The organism is Psychroserpens sp. (assembly GCF_034670085.1).
In the GTDB taxonomy this organism is placed as follows: Bacteria; Bacteroidota; Bacteroidia; order Flavobacteriales; family Flavobacteriaceae; genus Psychroserpens.
Genome location: NZ_JAXMOD010000003.1, coordinates 318173 through 339859, shown reverse-complemented (window position 1 = coordinate 339859; position 21687 = coordinate 318173). Strand labels below are relative to the sequence as shown.

Annotated in this window: 20 protein-coding genes and 2 tRNA genes; 12 read left to right on the top strand and 10 right to left on the bottom strand. The window is 33.2% G+C overall.

The window, feature by feature from the left end; all coding sequences use genetic code 11:
* Nucleotides 1-41 precede the first annotated feature (41 nt).
* Nucleotides 42-836, top strand: a complete 795-nt coding sequence (locus tag VOI25_RS07635) for a DUF2797 domain-containing protein (protein ID WP_323788461.1) — start codon at nt 42-44, stop codon at nt 834-836.
* Between the two features lie 127 nt (nt 837-963).
* On the opposite strand, the gene rpsU is transcribed toward VOI25_RS07635, so the two are convergent.
* From rpsU to VOI25_RS07615, 4 genes are all read right to left on the bottom strand, one after another.
* Nucleotides 964-1158, bottom strand: coding sequence for a 30S ribosomal protein S21 (gene rpsU, locus VOI25_RS07630; RefSeq protein WP_040281277.1), 195 nt, complete (start codon nt 1156-1158; stop codon nt 964-966).
* A gap of 23 nt (nt 1159-1181) precedes the next feature.
* Nucleotides 1182-2045, bottom strand: a complete 864-nt coding sequence (locus VOI25_RS07625; protein WP_323788460.1) for an RNA polymerase sigma factor RpoD/SigA — start codon at nt 2043-2045, stop codon at nt 1182-1184.
* A 143-nt stretch (nt 2046-2188) separates the two neighbouring features.
* Nucleotides 2189-4825: an AsmA-like C-terminal region-containing protein gene (locus VOI25_RS07620; protein WP_323788459.1), complete on the bottom strand. Its 2637-nt coding sequence runs from the start codon at nt 4823-4825 to the stop codon at nt 2189-2191.
* A gap of 115 nt (nt 4826-4940) precedes the next feature.
* Nucleotides 4941-5645 carry a queuosine precursor transporter gene (locus VOI25_RS07615; protein ID WP_323788487.1) on the bottom strand — a complete coding sequence of 235 codons (705 nt, stop codon included), beginning with the start codon at nt 5643-5645 and terminating at the stop codon, nt 4941-4943.
* 70 nt (nt 5646-5715) lie between these two features.
* Between VOI25_RS07615 and folK the strand changes: the two genes are divergently transcribed.
* Both folK and VOI25_RS07605 read left to right on the top strand, forming a co-directional pair.
* Entirely contained in the window at nt 5716-6846 is a 1131-nt protein-coding gene (folK, locus tag VOI25_RS07610; RefSeq protein WP_323788458.1) for a 2-amino-4-hydroxy-6-hydroxymethyldihydropteridine diphosphokinase, read from the top strand.
* On the top strand, nt 6846-7325 hold the full coding sequence (locus tag VOI25_RS07605) for a GyrI-like domain-containing protein (protein ID WP_323788457.1): 480 nt from the start codon (nt 6846-6848) through the stop codon (nt 7323-7325). The genes folK and VOI25_RS07605 overlap by 1 nt, the downstream gene beginning before the upstream one ends.
* Here VOI25_RS07605 and VOI25_RS07600 read toward each other — a convergent pair.
* The gene (locus VOI25_RS07600; protein ID WP_323788456.1) at nt 7315-7854 is read right to left on the bottom strand and encodes an RNA methyltransferase; all 540 of its coding nucleotides are present in this window, start codon (nt 7852-7854) and stop codon (nt 7315-7317) included. The two genes, VOI25_RS07605 and VOI25_RS07600, sit on opposite strands and share 11 nt — an antisense overlap.
* Before the next feature lie 110 nt (nt 7855-7964).
* On the opposite strand from VOI25_RS07600, the gene mutS reads away from it, so the two are divergent.
* From mutS to VOI25_RS07570, 6 genes are all read left to right on the top strand, one after another.
* Nucleotides 7965-10577: a DNA mismatch repair protein MutS gene (gene mutS, locus VOI25_RS07595; RefSeq protein ID WP_323788455.1), complete on the top strand. Its 2613-nt coding sequence runs from the start codon at nt 7965-7967 to the stop codon at nt 10575-10577.
* A 97-nt stretch (nt 10578-10674) separates the two neighbouring features.
* Nucleotides 10675-10746 (top strand) — tRNA-Gly (locus VOI25_RS07590).
* Between the two features lie 43 nt (nt 10747-10789).
* A tRNA-Leu gene (locus tag VOI25_RS07585) sits at nt 10790-10873 on the top strand.
* A gap of 150 nt (nt 10874-11023) precedes the next feature.
* Complete coding sequence (locus VOI25_RS07580; RefSeq protein WP_323788454.1) at nt 11024-11743, top strand: glycosyltransferase family 2 protein; 720 nt, start codon at nt 11024-11026, stop codon at nt 11741-11743.
* A 186-nt stretch (nt 11744-11929) separates the two neighbouring features.
* Nucleotides 11930-13225 carry an alkaline phosphatase PhoX gene (locus VOI25_RS07575; RefSeq protein ID WP_323788453.1) on the top strand — a complete coding sequence of 432 codons (1296 nt, stop codon included), beginning with the start codon at nt 11930-11932 and terminating at the stop codon, nt 13223-13225.
* Between the two features lie 125 nt (nt 13226-13350).
* On the top strand, nt 13351-14013 hold the full coding sequence (locus VOI25_RS07570) for a phosphatase PAP2 family protein (RefSeq protein WP_323788452.1): 663 nt from the start codon (nt 13351-13353) through the stop codon (nt 14011-14013).
* A gap of 84 nt (nt 14014-14097) precedes the next feature.
* Here VOI25_RS07570 and VOI25_RS07565 read toward each other — a convergent pair whose 3' ends face one another.
* Both VOI25_RS07565 and VOI25_RS07560 read right to left on the bottom strand, forming a co-directional pair.
* Complete coding sequence (locus tag VOI25_RS07565; RefSeq protein ID WP_323788451.1) at nt 14098-14544, bottom strand: hypothetical protein; 447 nt, start codon at nt 14542-14544, stop codon at nt 14098-14100.
* Between the two features lie 115 nt (nt 14545-14659).
* Nucleotides 14660-15886: a 3-deoxy-D-manno-octulosonic acid transferase gene (locus tag VOI25_RS07560; RefSeq protein WP_323788450.1), complete on the bottom strand. Its 1227-nt coding sequence runs from the start codon at nt 15884-15886 to the stop codon at nt 14660-14662.
* Nucleotides 15887-15974: 88 nt separating this feature from the next.
* On the opposite strand from VOI25_RS07560, the gene VOI25_RS07555 reads away from it, so the two are divergent.
* The gene (locus tag VOI25_RS07555) at nt 15975-17129 is read left to right on the top strand and encodes a DegT/DnrJ/EryC1/StrS family aminotransferase (RefSeq protein ID WP_323788449.1); all 1155 of its coding nucleotides are present in this window, start codon (nt 15975-15977) and stop codon (nt 17127-17129) included.
* Nucleotides 17130-17134: 5 nt separating this feature from the next.
* Nucleotides 17135-18163, top strand: coding sequence for a UDP-glucose 4-epimerase GalE (gene galE / locus VOI25_RS07550; RefSeq protein WP_323788448.1), 1029 nt, complete (start codon nt 17135-17137; stop codon nt 18161-18163).
* A gap of 57 nt (nt 18164-18220) precedes the next feature.
* Here the strand turns inward: galE and lspA are convergent, their stop codons facing one another.
* The 3 genes from lspA to VOI25_RS07535 are packed head-to-tail and all read right to left on the bottom strand — an operon-like array spanning nt 18221 to nt 21221.
* Complete coding sequence (gene lspA, locus VOI25_RS07545; RefSeq protein WP_323788447.1) at nt 18221-18718, bottom strand: signal peptidase II; 498 nt, start codon at nt 18716-18718, stop codon at nt 18221-18223.
* Nucleotides 18719-18724: 6 nt separating this feature from the next.
* Entirely contained in the window at nt 18725-19618 is an 894-nt protein-coding gene (gene fabD / locus VOI25_RS07540) for an ACP S-malonyltransferase (RefSeq protein WP_323788446.1), read from the bottom strand.
* 43 nt (nt 19619-19661) lie between these two features.
* The gene (locus VOI25_RS07535) at nt 19662-21221 is read right to left on the bottom strand and encodes an NAD(P)/FAD-dependent oxidoreductase (RefSeq protein WP_323788445.1); all 1560 of its coding nucleotides are present in this window, start codon (nt 21219-21221) and stop codon (nt 19662-19664) included.
* Nucleotides 21222-21285: 64 nt separating this feature from the next.
* Between VOI25_RS07535 and VOI25_RS07530 the strand changes: the two genes are divergently transcribed.
* Nucleotides 21286-21681, top strand: coding sequence for an SRPBCC domain-containing protein (locus VOI25_RS07530; RefSeq protein WP_323788444.1), 396 nt, complete (start codon nt 21286-21288; stop codon nt 21679-21681).
* The last annotated feature ends 6 nt before the right edge of the window (nt 21682-21687 follow it).

The window sequence follows — 21687 nt, the reverse complement described above, 5'->3', positions numbered from 1 at the left end:
TTTATAGTATCTTTATTTTTTAAAAATAATACTTTTTTTTTATGTTTTATCAAGGTGTTTTAACAAAAATGGAAACTGAGTTTGCTGAACCCATTCAATATTATTTGATTCTTGAGAATGATTTCTTGAATATGAATCAGTTACTGGGAAAAAACATCACCATGCAATTTGTAAAACATCAATGTTTAAAATGCGGATTAAACAAACCTATTTACCGACAAGGCTTTTGTAGGGAAGATTTTTTTGATATTCCTCAAGCTGGAGATTGGATTATGAGACCAGAATTAAGTACTGCTCATTTAGGAAAAGAAGATCGTGATTTGGATTATGAAAAACGAGTGCAACTCCAACCTCATATTGTATATCTAGCTAATTCTAGTAATGTAAAAGTTGGTGTGACTAGAAAGAGTCAAGTGCCAACACGGTGGATAGACCAAGGTGCACACGAAGCCATTGAAATTGTAGAAGTGCCAAATCGATATCTCGCCGGAATTACCGAAGTCGCTCTAAAAGATCATGTTGCCGATAAAACCAATTGGCGTAAAATGCTAAAAAATGATATAGAAGATGAAAATTTAGTTGAATGGCGCGAACGACTAAAATCTTATATCCCAGAAGAAGCCCAAGATTATTATATCGCTTCAAACTCTGAAACTAATATTGATTTTCCTGTGTTAAGTTATCCTGAGAAACCAAAAAGTCTAAACATTGAAAAAGAACATTCTTATACTGGTAAATTAGTTGGTGTTAAAGGACAATATTTGATTTTTGATGATGATAGAGTGTTTAATATAAGAAGTAACGAAGGCTTGGTGGTGAAGTTTACCATTGCTTAGCTTCAAGATGGCACAGTAAAAAACAAGGAATTATTTATCTTTACTTATTGGAAACAGTTGTACAAACTGAACACAAAAAAAGCACACTTTGTAAAAAGTATGCTTTTTTTGTATTGGAAAAATTCTACTAAATATCTTCTTGATCTCTTAAACCTTGAATATATCCAGCTTTTTGAATTTCCCTTCTTCTTTTTACTGAAGGCTTAGTGAAAAACTGATTCTCACGAATGTTTTGCATCGTTTTTACGTTACGGTGTTTTCTTTTGTAACGCTTTAAAGCACGTTCGATACTTTCTCCTTCTTTTACTAATATCTTAATCATTTACTTGTTTTAATGTTTATAATTTATCCTAAATATGTTTTCAATATTTTACTTTTTGAATCCTGACGTAAACGTCTGATTCCTTTTTCACGTATTTGTCTAACGCGCTCTCTTGTCAAATCGAATGTTACTCCAATTTCATCAAGAGTCATTGGTGGTTCATTGCTTAAGCCAAAGTTTAAACGTATCACATCACTTTCTTTTTGTGATAACGTATCTAAAGCTCTGTTGATTTCAACGTTTAATGATTCTTTCATTAAATCGCGATCTGGATTTGGTGATTCACCAGATTTCACAACATCATATAAGCTTGACGTTTCTCCTTCTTTTAAAGGTGCATCCATTGATAAATGGCGACCTGAGTTTTTCAGAGACTGCTTCACTTCTGAAACTGTCATATCCAATTCATGAGCAATTTCTTCAGCACTAGGTGCTCTTTGATGCGATTGCTCTAAAAATGAAAACGCTTTATTGATCTTATTAATTGAACCAATTTTGTTCAAAGGTAATCTAACTATTCGAGATTGTTCTGCTAAAGCTTGTAAAATTGCTTGTCTAATCCACCATACAGCATAAGAAATAAACTTAAATCCTCTAGTTTCATCAAAACGTTTTGCTGCTTTAACTAAACCAGCATTACCTTCATTTATCAAATCTGGAAGTGTAAGTCCTTGATTTTGATATTGTTTAGCAACAGAAACCACAAAACGTAAGTTAGCCGTTGTCAACTTATCTAAAGCAGCTTGATCTCCTTCTCTAATACGCTGAGCGAGTTCAACTTCTTCCTCAGCAGTAATCATAGGTAATTTGCTGATGTCTTGTAGGTATTTGTCTAGTGATTTAGATTCGCGGTTGGTAACTTGTTTGGTAATTTTTAATTGCCTCATATATTCTGTCGTATTTTAAAAGTTTGCAAGACCTCAATGTAACTTTTAATTTGAGAAAAGCAAATAAAAACGTATTTCTTTATGAAAATAATTCAAAAACTATCGATTTTAACTTTTTTTTAGGTTTTATAGTGTATAAATCCCTAGTTTTTAGTAGAATCTTTCTTTTTCTTTTTACCTCCTAGAAGGTTTCCAAGAATTCCTTTTACGCCTTCTTCAATTGGATCTTTGGTTTTCGTACTATCAGTTTTTGTAGATGTAGAATCTTTTGTTGTATTATTTTTATTACCTCCTAAAAGGCCATCTAATAAATCTTTAACTTGGTCTTTACCTTTATTGATAAGTTTTGTTTTTTCAATTTCAATAAGTTGCTTAGTAAGATTAGAAATACCACTTGATAAATCTGTCTTTACATTCGGATTTGTATAACTACCAGTGATATTTGCAGTCACTGGAATACTAATTTTATTTGTTTCGGCATCATTTATTTTTCCAATCAAGCGATTTACATCACTTCCTAAATATTTTGCAGGTACATCAAACACCGCATTATAGTCTAATGTTTTATCAAATCCGTGAGAACCTGAAACTTGAATGTCAATATCTTCATATTTTAGTTTGAAAGGTTTTACAGTTACTTTTCCATTGGCAAAACTCAAATTTGCTTTTAAATCTTTTAAATCCAATTTACTAAAATCCACAAAACTTATTGCGCCTTCTAATTTACTCAATACAGAACCTTCTTTAGGATCAATTTTGGTGGTCAATAATTCTGCAAACGCATTACCTGTTGCCGAATTAAGATTGGGAGAAAATTCGTTGTCTAAAGTCCCTTGTAAACTCAAAGTGGTGTTTAATTTTCCTTGCAATGCTTTTGCAATTGGTGCTAAATTTTGGAGTAGATCTAAACCCTTAAATGATTTTGAAATATCAAATCCATCAGCGCCAAGATTTAAGTTAAAAACGGGTGTATCAGTCTTTGTTGATACTTTTCCATTAATTGCCAAAACGCCATCAAATAGATTACTAGTCATGTTTTGTAAATCTGCTTCTTGATCTTTTATGGATAAGGTGCCTCTAACATTACTTAAATTAAGGTTGTCATAAACTACGGTCTTAGCATTTGCATTAATTGTACAATCTAAGAAATCAGGAATTTTAAGGGATTCAGATTCTGAAGTCGTTTTGTTTGATGATTTTGATGCTTTTTCATCTTCAACCATAAAATCGCTTATCACAAAATTATTAGAATTCACATTAAAATTACCCTGTAACTTTTTATCACTTAATAAGAAACCGAGTAAGTTTTTAATACTGCCTGTTGCCGTAAAATCACTGGTTCCTGTTTTAGCATCAAAGCTATTGAGTGTCACATTACCAGGATGAAAAGTCATGTCTGCCTTGCTAATTTGTATTGGATTTACAATATCTTGAGATGAAAATACAAATTCGGTAATGCTCATGGTGCCATTGTTTTTGATGCGATTATAAGCATTCGTTTCAATGGCATTCATATCAAACTGCGTGTTGAGTTTTGTTTTTAAAATGCCGCTTAATTCCTTGTCAAAATCTATCGGATAAGCTTTAGTAAGGTTTCCTAGATTAAGTGTGCCATCAACATCTGCATTTACAAACATGTTGCCAGTAATGTTTTTTATGATAGCTGACGATTTAAAAACATCATCATCAATTTTGAAGTTGAGCGTTTTAATATCAACAAAAGTATCATCAGCTAGTCCTGTTTCATTTTTAATAGCTGTATCAATGGTAATATTACTTACCCGTTTTGGTAAATTTGGATACTTGAAAGATGCATTGTTAGATGTAATTCGAATGTCTAAAGTAGGAATGGATTCTTCAGTCATTTGTCCTTTTACTATTCCATTGACCTTAAAATCTCCTGTAGTTTCTACGTCTTCAATATTTTTTGAATACGCTTCTGGAATTACAGCTAAAAAGTCTTTGAAAGATGATTCTGGATTTTCAAATGTGATATCAATATCTTGACCATTTTCTATAAGTTGCACATAGCCTTTAAATTCTAATGGCAATTGATTAATAAACCCTTTATTATCTTTGAACGTGTATTTTTGATTGTTTAGGTCTAAGCCTATCAAGGCATCTAACTTAATTCTATTATTGTTCAGGTATTTAGTGCTATCCATACTTAAACTCACATTGGTAGTAGTTTCAGTATCGAGTTCAGAATCTTCAGCAGAAAATATTCCATGACCAGAATGATTCAATTCGGTTAAATACAATTCAATTTTAGATATGTCATCCAAATAGGTGATTGCGCTATTGTTAATCTTATAGTCTTCAATGTCAAAAGAGAAGCTATTTGATTCAACAGATTTAGCCGAAGCATTTTCTTTTTCCTTAGTAATATCGTAATTGTTATTACCTAAGGCATCAGTCTTTAACGTAAGTAATGCTTGGTCAATAGCAATTGAATTGACAATAATTGGTTCTTCACTAGAGGTTTTAAAAAGTTCTTTGACTGACATGGTAAACGCAATATTTTTTGCTGTTACCAAAGTTTCGTCTTCAAAAGGTTTAAAATTAGTGATTACCAAGTCTTCAACTTCCACATGTGCCTGCGGAAAACTGCGAATAAAGCTTAAGCTTACATCGCTAAATTCAACCTGTGCATTTATATTTTCATTTATAAAACGTTTAACGATGTCCTTAATTTGCGATTGAAATGCAAAAGGGATAGCTAATAAAAGAAAGAATATTATGAGTAAAGAAATACCTATAATTTTTAATGCTTTTTTCATAAAATGATGTCTGTTCTAATTCGTGTGTAAATATATACGAAGTGTTACTCACTTTAGACCAAATTAGATTAAAGTTTAGTAAAATTTTAACCCTATTGATAAGATGATTAGCACTTTAGATTAATTCAATTTCTTCATTGATTGTTAAATTGAAACGTTTTCTGAAGAGATAAACTCCTAAATACAAAAATGGTGTATCAAGCGCTGCAACTAATACTTTGAAAAGGAAGCCACTAATGAGGAGACCTTTGAAACTACTCCAAGGTAAAATCTCAAAAGAACACAATAAAAATACAATAGAAAATGTGTCAACAAATTGTGAGCACCAAGTAGAAAAATTATTACGTAGCCACAAATGTTTTCCTTTGGTCAAGCGCTTCCAGAAGTGATAAATTTGAATGTCGATAAACTGTGCAAATAAATAAGCAGTCATACTCGCAAAAACTGCTATTGCCGAATTTCCAAATACGGTTGAAAACAAATCGTCTTGAACAGGTGATTTAGGTATAGCAGGTACGCTATCAGACACCAAAATAATAAGTAGTGAAAACACCGAAGCAAAAATCCCAGCCACTACCACCTGGTTTGCTCGTTTCTTTCCGTAGATTTCACTTATTAAATCTGTAATTAAAAAGGTAATCGGATACGGTAAAATCCCAACTGAGATTTCAAATAACTTCGCTCCAAAAATTTCTACATTAAATGGATACCAATAAAAAAACTTTTGAAATATAAGATTTGAAACCACTAAAGACGTAATAAACAGAGCAGCCAAGAACAAATAGATTTTCTGAGCAGCAAGTTTATCTTTTAAGGTCATAAATTGTGAATAAATACTTACTGTAAATATAAGATAAAACGGATTTCTTTTCATTATTTTGGCAATCATTATGAATCCACCTAACCACGTTTACATAGCTCTTGGAAGTAATAAAGGCGACAGATTAAAACATCTGCAGGATGCTGTGGACTTGATTTTCAAGGAAATTGGTAAGGTGAATATCATTGCTAAAGTGTACAATACTCCAGCTTTTGGATTTGATGGTGATGATTTTTTAAATACGTGCCTATATGCTGAAACTGATTTTTCTTCGGAAGACGTTTTAAGCAAGCTTTTAGAAATTGAAACCAAATTAGGACGTTCTAGAACATCTTCTGAAACCTATGAAGCAAGAACAATAGATTTAGATGTGTTATTTTATAATGATGACATTGTAGATTCAAAAACACTAAAAGTTCCGCATCCCGAATTACAAAAGCGAAAGTTTGTTTTGCATCCTTTACACGATATTGCTTCAAAGCTGAAACATCCTGTTTTAGAACAAACCGTTGCAGAGTTGCTAGGAGAATGTGAAGATAAAAGTAAGATTGAGCCTATTAAAATTTGGCTTAAGAATCCGACAAAGCAGTTTAATTTTTCTAATCAGAATTATATTGCCATCGAAGGGAATATTGGTGCAGGTAAGACAAGTTTAGCTCACAAAATAGCACAAGATTTTAATGCGAAACTCATTTTAGAGCGCTTTGCGGACAACCCGTTTTTGCCCAAATTTTATGAAGAACCACAACGTTATGCGTTTACTTTAGAAATGTCTTTTCTTGCTGATCGTTATCAGCAAATTAGTGATGATTTATCACAACTAGATTTGTTTAAAGATTTTATGGTAAGTGATTACGATATTTATAAATCGCTTATTTTTTCAAAAATCACCTTGCCTGAAGATGAATTTAAACTCTACAGGAAGTTGTTTTATCTAATGTATAAAGATATTGCTAAACCAGATTTGTATGTATATCTCTATCAAAACACAGAGCGTTTACAAGAAAATATCAAAAAACGTGGTCGAGATTACGAACAAAATATAGATAGTGAATACTTGGAAAAAATCAACTCAGGTTATCTTGAGTTTTTGAAAAATCAGAGCGAACTGAATGTCAAAATCATCGATATTTCTGAAAAAGATTTCGTGAAAAATCGAGCTGATTATTTATGGTTGCTTAATGAAATTTGTAATGCCTAATGGTACATCGCATTGAAATTATTGAAGACCGATTGGTTGTTGGAATGAAAACAAGAACGTCTGTCTTAACCATACATGAAAAGACAAAACAATTAGCACAATCGTTTATGCCAAAACGAAGAGAAGTGCTATCTAGAATTGGAGTTCATGTATTTTCCATTCAAGATTATGGTGAAGACTATTCACCAGCTAATCCAAATTCAGAATTTGACAAATGGGTTGGTGTTGAGGTTGAAAATCATAGTGCCATACCAGAAGGTATGCAATCCTTTATAATTGCATCTGGTACTTATGCTGTGTTTAGTTTTAAAGGCTCAGTTTCCGAATTTCCAAAACAACGAGCTTATATCTTTCAAGACTGGTTGCCAAACTCAGGATACCTATTGGATCAAAAAGCACATTTCGAAATTTTAAGCGAAGACTATAGTAAAGATCTTCAAAATATTGAAGAAGAAATTTGGATTCCCATTAAGAGTTAATAGCGTTCATTTTACTAAACATGTCCCAAACCACAACACCACAACTAACAGAAATGTTTAAAGAATGTTTGGTGCCAAATTGAGGGATTTCAATAACCAGATTACTAGCATCAACCACATCTTGAGCGACACCTTTTACTTCATTTCCAAAGACTAATGCATAGGTCTGCTTAGATTCAGGTTGAAAATCATTCAGCATGATTGCACGTTCAGCTTGTTCTATACTTATAATTGTTGTGCCTTCAGCTTTTAAGGTTTCAACTAATTCAAGTGTGTTTTCAACATATTCCCACGCTACCGATTCTGTACTTCCTAAGGCCGTTTTTCTAATGTCATTATGAGGAGGTGTGGCCGTAATTCCGCAGAGATAAACCTTTTCAATTAAAAAGGCATCACTCGTTCTAAAAACCGAGCCAATATTGTTAAGACTTCTTATATTATCAAGAATAATAATGAGCTTTGTTTTTTCTGCAGACTTAAATTCGTCTACATTTAATCGGTCAAGTTCGCTGTTTTTTAGTTTTCTCATGTTAAAATCTTACACGTTTTGTAGATAACTTATGGTATTTGAGCTTTATAAAACTTCAAATTATAAGTACTTTAGCAGTCTTACAATTTTCACAAAAATACGTAAAACCATTGGCTAAAAAAGTAAAAAAGGAAACACCATTAATGAAACAGTACAATGCCATTAAGGCAAAGTATCCTGATGCATTGTTGTTGTTTAGAGTTGGAGATTTTTATGAAACCTTTGGAAGTGATGCCGTTAAAGCGTCTAAAATATTAGATATTATTTTAACTAAAAGAGGAGCAGGTAGTCCAACCGAAACTGAATTAGCTGGTTTCCCACATCATTCTTTAAATACCTATTTGCCAAAATTAGTCAAAGCAGGTTGTCGTGTTGCCATTTGTGATCAGCTTGAGGATCCAAAGCAAACCAAGACTATAGTAAAACGTGGTGTTACCGAATTGGTTACTCCTGGTGTAGCATTAAATGATGATATTTTACATTCTAAAACCAATAATTTTTTAGCGGCTGTTTATTTTGGTTCGTATGCAGTAGGTGTGTCTTTTTTGGATGTGTCTACAGGTGAGTTTTTTATATCTCAAGGCAATGAAGAGTATATTGATAAACTTCTTCAAAATTTTAAGCCAAGTGAAATATTGGTGCCAAAACCGAGTAAGATAAAATTTAATGGCGCCTTTGGAACCGATTTTCATGCCTTTTATTTAGAAGATTGGGTATTTCAAGATGATTATGCCAACGAGACCTTACTCAAGCATTTTAATACCAAATCGCTGAAAGGTTTTGGTATTGAAGATTTGTATGAAGGGATTGTCGCTTCTGGTTCGGTTTTACATTATTTAAGCGAAACACAACATCATAAATTACAGCATATCACGTCTATTCAACGCTTAACAAAAGGCGAACATGTTTGGATGGATCGCTTTACGATTAAAAATTTAGAGTTATATAACTCAACGAATCAAAATGCAGTAACGCTTGTTGATGTAATTGATAAAACCATTTCTCCAATGGGTGGACGATTACTTAAACGATGGTTGGCTTTTCCTTTGGTGAATATTGAAGATATTCAAAAACGTCATGATGTCGTCGAGTTTCTTAATAAAGATGCAACCTTATTGAATAAGTTTCAGCATCAACTGAAACAGATTGGAGATATTGAACGATTAATTTCAAAAGTTGCAACAGCTAAAATTAGTCCGAGAGAAGTCGTTCAGCTTAAAAATGCATTAGAAGCCATTGTACCTGTAAAAGCTTTGGCAAGTCAATCTAAAAATAGAGCATTACAGCTTTTAGGAGAACAGATGGATGCCTGTGAAACACTTCGCGAGCACATAAAAGCGACTTTAAATGAAGAAGCTCCAGTCAATATACTAAAAGGGAATACGATTTCTTCAGACTTTTCATCAGAATTGAAAGAACTTAGAGCTCTTTCTACTTCGGGAAAAGACTATCTAGATAAAATGTTAGAGCGTGAAAGTGAGCGCACAGGAATTACCTCGTTGAAAATTGCGTCTAATAATGTATTTGGTTACTATATTGAAGTTAGACACACACATAAAGATAAGGTTCCTGAAGAATGGGTTAGAAAGCAAACTTTAGTGAGTGCAGAGCGCTATATTACTGAAGAATTAAAAGAATACGAAACTAAAATACTTGGTGCTGAAGAACGTATTTTAGCAATTGAGCAACAATTGTTTGCTGAGTTAATCCATTGGATGATTGATTTTATTCAGCCAGTCCAAAAAAATTCAGCACTTATTGCACAGTTAGATTGTCTTTGTGGATTTTCAAAACTAGCCATTGAACATAATTATTCAAGGCCAACACTAACTGAAACTTATGAGTTAGATATAAAAAACGGAAGGCATCCAGTGATTGAAAAGCAATTGCCACATGGTGTACCTTATATCGCAAATGATGTCTATTTAGATCGCGAAAAGCAACAAATTATAATGATAACTGGACCAAATATGTCTGGTAAATCTGCAATTTTACGTCAAACAGCATTAATCGTTTTATTGGCACAAATGGGAAGTTTTGTTCCCGCTGAAAGCGCAACGATTGGATTAACCGATAAAATATTTACGAGAGTAGGTGCGAGTGATAACATCTCAATGGGCGAATCGACCTTTATGGTTGAAATGAATGAAACGGCTTCAATTTTGAATAATATTTCAGATAGGAGTTTGGTGTTGCTCGATGAAATAGGTCGTGGAACAAGTACCTATGATGGAATATCTATTGCATGGGCTATAAGTGAATATTTACATGAGCATCCTAGTCGTGCGAAAACATTATTTGCAACCCATTACCATGAGTTGAATGAAATGACCGAAACGTTTGATCGTATTAAGAATTTCAATGTCTCAGTAAAAGAGCTTAAAGATAACGTGCTATTCTTAAGAAAACTCGTTGAAGGTGGAAGTGAACATAGCTTTGGGATTCATGTAGCTAAAATGGCAGGAATGCCTCAGCAAGTGATTCATCGAGCAAATAAAATTTTAAAACAATTAGAAAAATCGCATTCTAGTGAAGAATTAACAGACAAGGTTAAAACACTAAATAATGAGATGCAATTGAGTTTTTTCAATTTGGATGACCCTCTTTTAGAACAGATTAAAGAGGAAATTGTCAATATAGATATTGATACATTAACACCAGTTGAAGCCTTAATGAAGCTGAATGAAATAAAGCGTATGTTACTGAAAAAGAAACATGCATAAAAATATCTGAGTTTTTTTTTAAAAAGGCTTTGCTTTTCTGATAAAAGTCTTAAATTTGCCCTCGCAATAACAAAGAACGTTCTTATACATTGCTAATGCGAAAGTAGCTCAGGGGTAGAGCATCACCTTGCCAAGGTGAGGGTCGCGGGTTCAAATCCCGTCTTTCGCTCTACGCTTAAAAACATACCAATTTAGTCAGTCGAGACTAAAACGCTGAAGTGGTGGAATTGGTAGACACGTTGGACTTAAAATCCAATGTCCATTAGGACGTACGGGTTCAAGTCCCGTCTTCAGTACAGATGAAAAGCCAGAACGAAAGTTCTGGCTTTTTTGGTTTTAAGTATAAAGTTCATTTAAATACATAAACTTTATAGTTAATTTTAACTAGCGTAAATCTTAATATTTTTTTAGAATTAGACTATATTTAGTTGTAAAATTAAGAACTATTGACTGCCTATAAATCATTAACAATCATCGTACCTGTTTATAACGAGCAAGATAATTTAGAACGTCTGCATAAGGAATTGCAGTCCTTTGTAAATCAATCAAAAATTGAAACTGATGTCCTTTTTGTAAATGATGGATCCAAGGATAAAAGCCAAGTAATAATTGAAAAATTATGTAATGAAACTACAGCTTTTAACTACATCCTATTCGATAGAAATTATGGATTAAGTGCAGCTATCAAAGCAGGATTTGATACAGTAAAGTCAAGTATTGTTGGTTATATCGATGCAGATTTACAAACGACACCTATGGATTTTAATTTGTTGTTAGACCATATTGACGAATACGATTTGGTAACAGGTGTAAGAGCTTCTCGTAAAGATTCATTCGTAAAAAACGCAACTTCAAAAATAGCAAATGCTATTCGTCGTGCATTTACTAAAGATGGCATGGACGATACTGGTTGTCCGCTTAAATTAATAAAAACGGAGTATGCTCAACGCATACCAATGTTTAAAGGACTTCATCGTTTTTTACCTGCTATGATTTTACTTCAGAATGGGAAAGTTAAACAAGTTCCTGTTCAGCATTTTGAGCGAATTGCAGGTAAAGCTAATTTTGGTTTATGGAATCGTCTCTTAGGACCATTATTGGACTGTTTTGCTTATTTATGGATGAAGAGAAAATACATCAATTATAAAATTGAAAATAAAGAATGAAGGAAACTAGATGTTTTAATTAGCATTTAATTTGAACTAAGAAATTTTAAAACATTTATATTTACTCCAGCAATTTCAATTTATATGTTAAAAGATCATTCTTTAATTTCCAATTCAGGGAGAAGAAATTTTATTAAAAATATCAGCTTAACAACTTTGGGTTTTATGGTGTTTTCTCGTTGTAAGATGAATGATTTAAAAGATTCAACTTGCCATTCAGCACTCAATTTAAGTCCAGATCCTGAAGGATATTTAAGTCTTCCTGAGGGATTTACCTATAAAATTATTTCTCAGTCTGGAGATAAAATGGATGATGGCTTTTTTGTTCCAGGAAGGCCTGATGGAATGGGTACATTTGAAGGGTTAAGTCCGAATGAGGTCATCATTGTGAGAAATCATGAAAACGATCCTTCACCAATATCTAGAGGACCTTTTGGTACATTTAACAGGTTATTAGGTCGATTAGAACCTAATCAGTTATATGATGCTGGTGGAATGTCTAATCCAGGTCTTGGAGGAACTACAACACTTGTTTATAACGAAAAAACTCAGCAAGTTACAAAGCAGCACTTAAGTCTTATTGGGACGTACCAAAACTGTGCTGGAGGTGTAACACCTTGGGGAACTTGGTTAACTTGTGAAGAAGATGTTACTAAAGTTGGAGAAGAAGCAGAAAAAGATCATGGATTCGTGTTTGAAGTTTCTGCCTATAGTGATACGATAACTGATCCAAAACCAATTACCGACATGGGAAGGTTTAGACACGAGGCAGTAGCTGTAGATCCTAAGACGAGTATAGTTTATTTAACAGAAGATCGACCTGATAGTTTAATCTATAGGTTTATTCCAAATATTAAAGAACAACTACATCGTGGAGGAAAGCTGCAAGTATTAGCCATAAAAGGAAAGAAAAGTTTAGATACTAGAAATTGGGATGTTCAGACAATGAAAGTTGGAGGTCAAGAGCAAGTAGAATGGTTAGATATTGATAATGTGTTAGCGCCTGAAGATGACTTAAGGTATAGAGGTTTTAATAAAGGTGCAGCTTGCTTTGCCAGAGGAGAAGGGATTTGGTTTGGTGTGGATGAATTGTATTTCACTTGTACCAATGGAGGAAAAGGACAAGGCGGACAAATTTTCAAATACAATCTCTCGCCAGATGAAGGTTCTGAAACTGAAAATTCAACACCTGGTATCCTTGAACTTTTTATAGAGTCAAATGATAGAGGCGTATTAAACATGTGTGATAATCTAACAATTACTCCTTCTGGTGACTTATTAGTGTGTGAGGATAATGGTGAACGCAATAAAATACTTCGAATTAAAAAAGATGGAGAGATTGTAGTTTTTGGATGTAACGAAAGCTCCGATTCTGAATTTGCAGGAATTGTGTTTTCACCATCAGGAAAAACCTTGTTTGTTAACTTGCAGCAGAATGACGATACCATTGCTATTACTGGTCCTTGGGAAAATATTCTTTAAAAATTATGCATTTGCAAACTAAAACACAAAAACGATTTTATTTTTTTCTAAGAAAATCAACAATACTTAGTGCAATCTTATTGTTTATTAGTGTTTGTAATTTATATGCTCAAAATGATAGTTTAGTGCCATCCATTAAAAGGACTGATAAAACATTGTTACAGAAGTCAATTGTACCTGCAGTTTTAATTGGATCTTCTTTATTAATTACGAATAGCAATTTTGAAAAACAATTTCAAATCGATATTAGAAATGAAGTTGGAAATGATTTTCATACGAATTTAGACGATTACCTTTGGTATGTCCCTCTAGTAGAAATGTATGCAGCTGACATAATTGGAATTGAAGCAAAACATCATTGGTTTGATCAATCAAAAAATGCATTCATTTCCCACTTAGTAAACAAATATACAACCAATGCTTTTAAGGGATTGATAGTGAAAACAAGACCAAACGGTTATAATAAAAACTCTTTTCCTTCGGGTCATACGTCAAAGGCGTTTACGTCAGCGACTGTTCTTTATGAAGAATTTAAAGACACAAGTCCTTTACTTGCTTACAGTGGGTATATTTTTGCGTCATCAACCGCCGTTTTAAGAATAGCTAATAATGCGCATTATGTTTCAGATGTGTTGATAGGAGCAGGACTGGGAATACTAATTACCAAAATAGTCTATCATTTCGATTATCTATTTGACTGGAATCCGTTTAAAGGCAAAGAAAACGTAATGATTGCTCCAACAATTAATAATGAAACTGTTGGTCTGATAGGAATAATTCAATTATGAATTAATTGAAAAGGTAAAATACTTGTATAAAAAAAGGATCTGATTTTATCAGACCCTTTTTTTATGCAAACAACTTTTAAAAATTTAGTTGTTTTTTTTCACTTTGTCTACAGCACTATTTACTGCATCTTTACCATCTTTTTTAGCTTTGTCAACGGCATTGTTAACTGCGTCTTTAGCGTCATCTTTAGCTTTAGCAGCAGCATCGTTCACAGCATCTTTAGCATCATTTACTAAATTTCCTGCACCATCTTTAACAGCGTCAACTGCATCACCAGCAGCATCACCAGCAGCATCAACTGCATCGCCAGCAGCATCAACAGCATCTTCAGCGCCATCTTTTACTGCATCAGCAGCATCGTTTACCGCATCACCAGCAGCATCAGCAGCATCTTCAATAGCATCTCCAGCTTCTTCAGCAGCATTCTCAACAGCATCAGCAGCTCCTTCAGCACCTTCTTTAGTTTCTCTACATGATACAGATACAACAAGTGCCAATACCAATGCGATGTTTAATAATAATTTTTTCATTGTAATAGTTTTAGTGTTAATTAATAATACACGAAATTAATAAGTTAAATTGAAAAGACCTTAAAAAAATTAACTTTTTGTTAACAGGCTAAGGCTTTACTTACAATTTTCAGTCTTATATACGTATGTAATCCATGATTTGGTTTACAGCTCCTTTATTTTTTTTAATGAAAATTTCGTTAATTGAACCTAATTGTATTCTATCCTCTTCAGAATTTACCAATTGTTCTAATTCAATATTTAGAGTATTACTACCATTTACAGAAATCACACCACCCTTTTTAATCATTGTTTTTGCTTCTGGAAATTTCTCATAGTTATTTCCTATAATAATTGGAATTCCAAATACTGCTGGTTCTAATATATTGTGAAGTCCTGTCGTACCTATGGCTCCACCTACATAAGCAATATCTGCATAACTATAAATTTTAGTTAACAACCCGATTGTATCTACTATAAATACGGAGTAATTAACAAGTGTTTTGTTTTCCATTTCAGAAAATAGTACATATTCAACATTTAATTTTTTGGTAATACCATCAATCTGAACTTTATTAATATTGTGAGGCGCTATTATAAATTTCACTTGCTTTGAAGCATGCTCATTAATATATGGTATAAGAATGGCTTCATCTTCTGGCCATGAACTACCAATAACAATGCATAGGCTATCATTTTTAAATTCTGAAATAAAATCTAGACTATTGTTTTGCAGTAATTGATTCGAAACCCTGTCATACCTTGTGTCCCCAGAAATGGTGACATTTGAAATTTCAATATTTTGAAGAAGTATTTTTGAGTTTTCATTTTGAACGAATATATGTTCAAACGCTCGAAGAGCATTCCGAAGATGACGACCATACCATTTAAAATAAGCATGATTATTTCTAATTAAAGCCGAAATCAAAATCGCGCGACCTTGTCTACTTTTCAACTCGTTTAAAAAATTTGGCCAGATATCGTATTTCACAAATACTGTAAAGATTGGATTGACAATGTCTAAAAATTGCTTAGCATTTGCTTTAGTGTCTAATGGTAAATAGGTAACAACATCCGCAATTGGCGTATTCTTCCTAATGTCATATCCTGAAGGTGAAAAAAAAGTTAATACAATTTTATGGGATGGATATTTATTTCTAATGGACTCAAACACAGGCAAACCTTGTTCATATTCACCTAGGGAAGCACAATGAAACCAAATGGTCCTATCGTTGGCATCTATTTTTTCATTTAATAAGTTAAACGTTTCACTACGACCTTTAATCCCTTTTTTAATTTTTAAATTAAAAAAAGCTAGGATTTTTAAAATGAATGAAAGTATATGTATTCCTAAATTATACAATATGTAAACATTTACGTTCCTGCTAAAATACTGTTCTTTGAAATAAATTCATTGCTTAATGCTCATGAATTTCGTAATTTCGTCTTGTATGAAAAAAATTCAAATGGTTGACCTTAAAGGTCAATATAGCAAAATAAAAGCTGAGGTTGATAGCTCTGTTTTAGAGGTGTTAGATTCTACAGCATATATTAATGGACCAAAGGTTCATGAGTTTCAGAAAAATCTGGAAGATTATTTAGGTGTTGAACATGTAATTCCTTGTGCAAATGGTACTGATGCCTTGCAGATTGCCATGATGGGATTAGGATTGAAGCCAGGAGATGAAGTAATTACTGCAGATTTTACATTTGCAGCAACTGTTGAGGTTATTGCCTTATTACAATTAACTCCAGTATTAGTTGATGTAGATCCTGTAACATTCAATATAGATATTGATGCCATTAAAAAGGCCATCACACCAAAAACGAAAGCAATAGTTCCTGTGCACTTATTTGGTATGTGTGCAAATATGGAAGCCATTATGGACATTGCAAAAGAACACAACCTTTACGTTATCGAGGATAATGCTCAAGGTATTGGTTCAACATATACTTATAGTGATGGCAGAAAAGCAAAAGCTGGAACTATTGGTCATGTTGCGTCTACGTCATTTTTCCCATCAAAGAACTTAGGATGTTATGGAGATGGTGGAGCGATTTTTACTAATGATGATGATTTAGCACATATTATTAGAGGTATTGTAAATCATGGAATGTATGTTCGATATCATCACGATGTTGTTGGTGTCAATTCTCGATTAGATTCAATACAAGCAGCTATTTTAGATATAAAATTAAAGCGACTGGATACTTATAATTATGAAAGACGAAAAGCAGCTAGAGCTTACAACAATGCTTTTAAAGATATTGATAATATAATTACTCCAAGCGGTAAAGAATTATGTCAAGGCATTTGTGAGAATTGTGATTGTCATGTTTTTCATCAATATACGCTTAGGATTTTAAATACTGATAGAGATGCTTTAGTAAATCACTTAAATGAACAAGGGATTCCTTGTGGAGTGTATTATCCAATTCCTTTGCATTTACAAAAAGCGTATCAAGATTCGAGATATAACGAAGCTGATTTTACGGTTACAAATCAATTGGTAAAAGAAGTAATTTCATTGCCAATGCATACTGAATTAGATGATGAACAAATAAAATTCATTACATCTACAGTTATCAATTTTGTAAATTCTTAAACGAAATGAAAAAAATACTTGTTACTGGTGGACTTGGTTTCATTGGTTCCCATACTGTTGTAGAATTACAAAACGAAGGTTATACAGTTGTCGTTATTGATGATCTGTCTAATGCCTCAATAGAGGTTATTGAAGGCATAACAGCTATTACGGGAATACCACCAATTTTTGAAAAAATAGATTTAAAGGAAAAAGTTTCGGTTGAACGTTTTTTTCTAAAGCATAATGACATTTCAGGTGTTATTCATTTTGCTGCCAGTAAAGCTGTTGGTGAAAGTGTTGAAAAACCTTTATTGTATTATGAAAATAACCTTAATACGCTCATTTACATGCTTAAAGAGGTGCTTAATTTAAAAACTTCTAATTTCATTTTCAGTTCTTCATGCACAGTTTATGGTCAAGCAGATGAAATGCCTATTACTGAAGAAGCTCCTGTTAAACCTGCCGAATCGCCCTATGGAAACACAAAACAGATTGGAGAAGAAATTATAAAGGATACATGTAAAGTAAATGATAATCTAAATGCAATTGCATTGCGTTATTTCAATCCGATTGGAGCACATCCATCAGCAAAAATTGGCGAATTACCAATTGGTGTACCTCAAAATTTAGTGCCTTTTATTACACAAACTGCAGCTGGACTTCGTGAGTGTTTGTCTGTTTTTGGTAATGAATATCCCACACCAGATGGTACTTGTATAAGAGATTATATTCATGTTGTTGATTTAGCTAAAGCTCATGTAATAGCTCTAGAACGCCTTCTAGAAAACAAAAATCAATCTAATTTTGAAACCTTTAATGTTGGTACTGGCGTTGGAAGTTCGGTATTAGAAGTGATTAAATCTTTTGAAAAAGTATCAGAACAATCCCTTAATTACAAAATTGCACCAAGACGAGAAGGCGATGTGGTAAAAGCTTATGCAAATACTAAAAAAGCAAATACGGTTTTAGGTTGGAAAGCAGAATCTACGCTTGATGATGCGATGCTATCTGCTTGGAAATGGGAAAAAAACATCCGAAATCTTAATGAATAATCCTCTAATTATATATTAAAAAAGCCAGTTCAAATTGAACTGGCTTTTTTAATTCCTTTAAGTTTTAGGGATTTTTTTAGATGATAAAAACCATGTGTATACAAGCACAATCATTCCAAAAGTAACAGACATATCTGCGATATTAAAAATACCAGTTTTAAAAATACCGCCTAAGTCTATAAAGAAAAAATCGGTGACTTTGCCAAAAGCTATGCGATCAAAAACATTTGCAATTCCTCCTCCTGCAATACAACTTAAAGCAATTGTGCTTAATTTATCTAAGGTTTTATTTACAGTAATGTAATAGATGAGATAACCCAAAACTAGTGTTGGTAGAATTAATAATAGAATAAGTCTTAAGGTGTCATTCATATCACTTCCCATACCAAGAAAAGCGCCTTTGTTTTCTACATATTGCATAATGAACTTTTTACCAATAAGTTCTTTGATTTCACCATATTCAAAATTAGCACGAACTAGTACTTTTGAAATTTGGTCAATTGTAATATTGAAGATGATAAGCAAAAATATGCCTACGTTTCTTGATAGCTTCATAAAGTCTTATGCGTTAGTTTCGATTGTAGCTGAAGCTGTTTCTGCTTCTCTATTGATTTTTTTAACGAGTCCTTGTAAAACTTTACCAGGTCCAACTTCAGTAAAATGAGTTGCGCCATCTTCAATCATCTGTTGTACAGATTGCGTCCATCGCACAGGAGCAGTTAATTGAGAAATTAAATTTGCTTTGATTTCATTTTCATCTGTAATGGCAGAAGCTGTGACATTCTGATAAATCGGACAATTAGGTTTACTAAATGTTGTGTTTTCAATTGCGGCAGCTAGTTCTTCACGGGCTGGTTCCATCAAAGGAGAGTGAAATGCACCACCAACAGGTAAAACTAAAGCTCGACGTGCACCTGCTTCTTTTAGAGCTTCACATGCTTTATTAATAGCTTCAATATCTCCTGAGATTACTAATTGTCCAGGACAATTATAATTAGCGGCTACAACTACGCCTTCTGTATTTGAACAGACGTCTTCTACAATATTATCATCCAATCCTAAAACTGCAGCCATTGTACTTGGTTGTAATTCACAAGCTTTTTGCATCGCTTGAGCACGCTGTGAAACTAATTTAAGTCCATCTTCAAAAGTTAAAGCACCTGCAGCTACTAATGCAGAAAATTCACCAAGCGAATGACCTGCTACCATATCTGGTTTAAAGGTGTCTCCTAAAGTTTTTGCTAAAATTACAGAATGTAAAAAGATAGCCGGCTGAGTCACTTTTGTTTCTTTTAAATCTTCAGCAGAACCTTCAAACATAATGTCTGTAATAGGAAAGCCTAAAATATCATTTGCTTTTTCAAATAACTCTTGTGCTAAAGGCGAGTTTTCATAAAGGTCTAGTCCCATTCCTGAGAATTGAGCACCTTGACCAGGAAATATAAATGCATTCATTGTAATCATAATTTATGCTGCAAAAATAGGAATAATATTGAACTTATAAGTTAGAAGTCGCAGCTTCTGCACAACGTTCTCCATCCATAGCTGCAGAAATAATTCCACCAGCATATCCACCACCTTCTCCACATGGAAATAAATTTGTGATTTCCGGATGGGCTAAGTTCTCATTTCTCGGAATGTTTACAGGTGAAGAAGTTCTAGATTCTACACCTATGATATTGGCTTCTTCAGTATAATATCCATGCATTTTTTCTCCAAATGCTTTAAACCCTTTCCGCAAAGAACCACCAATTAACTTTGGCAATAAGGAATGCAATGGTGCCGATTTTAAACCTGGTTGATAGGATGTTTCATTTAAACTTGAAGACAATTTACCTTCAACAAAATCGGTTAATCGTTGTCCTGGAGCAGATTGACGTCTTCCACCAGAAGTAAAAGCCAAACGCTCTAAATCTTTTTGGTATTCTAAAGCTTTTAGAGGACCAAAACGTTCATATTTATATAAATCTTTATCGACATTAATTTCGGTAACAATTCCTGAGTTTGCGAACTTATTATTTCGTTTTGAAGGTGACATGCCATTCACAACAACTTCACCATTAGCCGTTGCAGCTGGAACTATAAATCCGCCTGGACACATACAAAAGGAATACACACCTCTGTCATTTACTTGTTGCACTAAACTGTATGCAGCAGCTGGAAGTAATTCATCACGTGGTTCGCCTTTACAATGATATTGAATCCCATCAATAATGTCTTGTGGATGCTCAACACGAACTCCCATAGCAAATGATTTTGCTTTTAGCTGAATGTTTTTTTCATTCAACAAATAAAATATATCTCGAGCTGAATGACCTGTTGCTAGAATGACTTTTTCAACAGCGATTTCGTTTCCATTTTTAAGCTGAATAGCAACAATCTTTTTGTCTATTATGGTGAAGTCTGTAACTCTAGTTTCAAAATGTATTTCACCACCAAATTTTAGAATTGTTTCTCTAATATTCTGAACAACCTTTGGCAATTTATTTGTGCCAATATGAGGATGTGCATCGATTAAAATTTGATCTGGAGCACCATGGAATACTAAGTTTTCAAAAATTTTACGAACATCGCCACGTTTTAAACTACGTGTATAGAGTTTACCGTCACTATAAGTTCCTGCTCCACCTTCACCAAAACAGTAATTAGAATCTTCATTAACAAAATGATCTTGATTTATAGCTTTTAAATCACGACGACGATCTTGTACATTTTTACCACGTTCTAATACAATTGGCTTAAATCCTAACTCAATACAACGCAATGCTGCCCACATTCCTGCAGGACCAAAACCAATAATATGAATAGGTTTTGCTGAGGAAACATCTTTATAATCAAAGGTGTAATCTGAAGATTCTGGAACCGGTTCGTTAATGTAAACTTCAACTTTATAATTGAACATGATACGAGGTTTACGCGCATCAATCGATTTTCTTAGAATTTTAATTCCAGAAATTTGAGAAGGTTCAATAGCCAAATCATAAGCAGCTTTATTGAGCAATCCGTCTGATTTTCCTTCTTGATGTAAATTAATGCGTATTTGCAACGTTTTTATCATACTGCGAAATTAGTTATATTTATTAGGAACAAAAGAGTAACCTAGAAAATAAAAAATAAGAGCTATGGAATTTACATTAACAACTAAGATCAAGGCAACTTCAAAACAGATTTATAAATCTTGGTTGAGTACACAAAGACATACTAAAATGACAGGAGGTGCGGCTTTTGTTTCAGATAAAGTAGGAGAGACTTTTTCGGCTTGGGATGGTTATATTATTGGAAGCAATATAGAATTAGAACCTTATAACAAGATTGTTCAATCGTGGAGAAGTAGTAATTTTCATGATTCAGAAAGTGATTCTCAAATTGAGATTTCTTTATCTGAAGACCATGAATACACAATTTTAACTTTGAAGCATACTAATGTGCCTGAATCTGGAGAACATTATAAAAAAGGTTGGGAAGAACATTACTTTACGCCAATGAAGCAGTATTTTGAAATTCTAAATAAAAATTAATGTCGT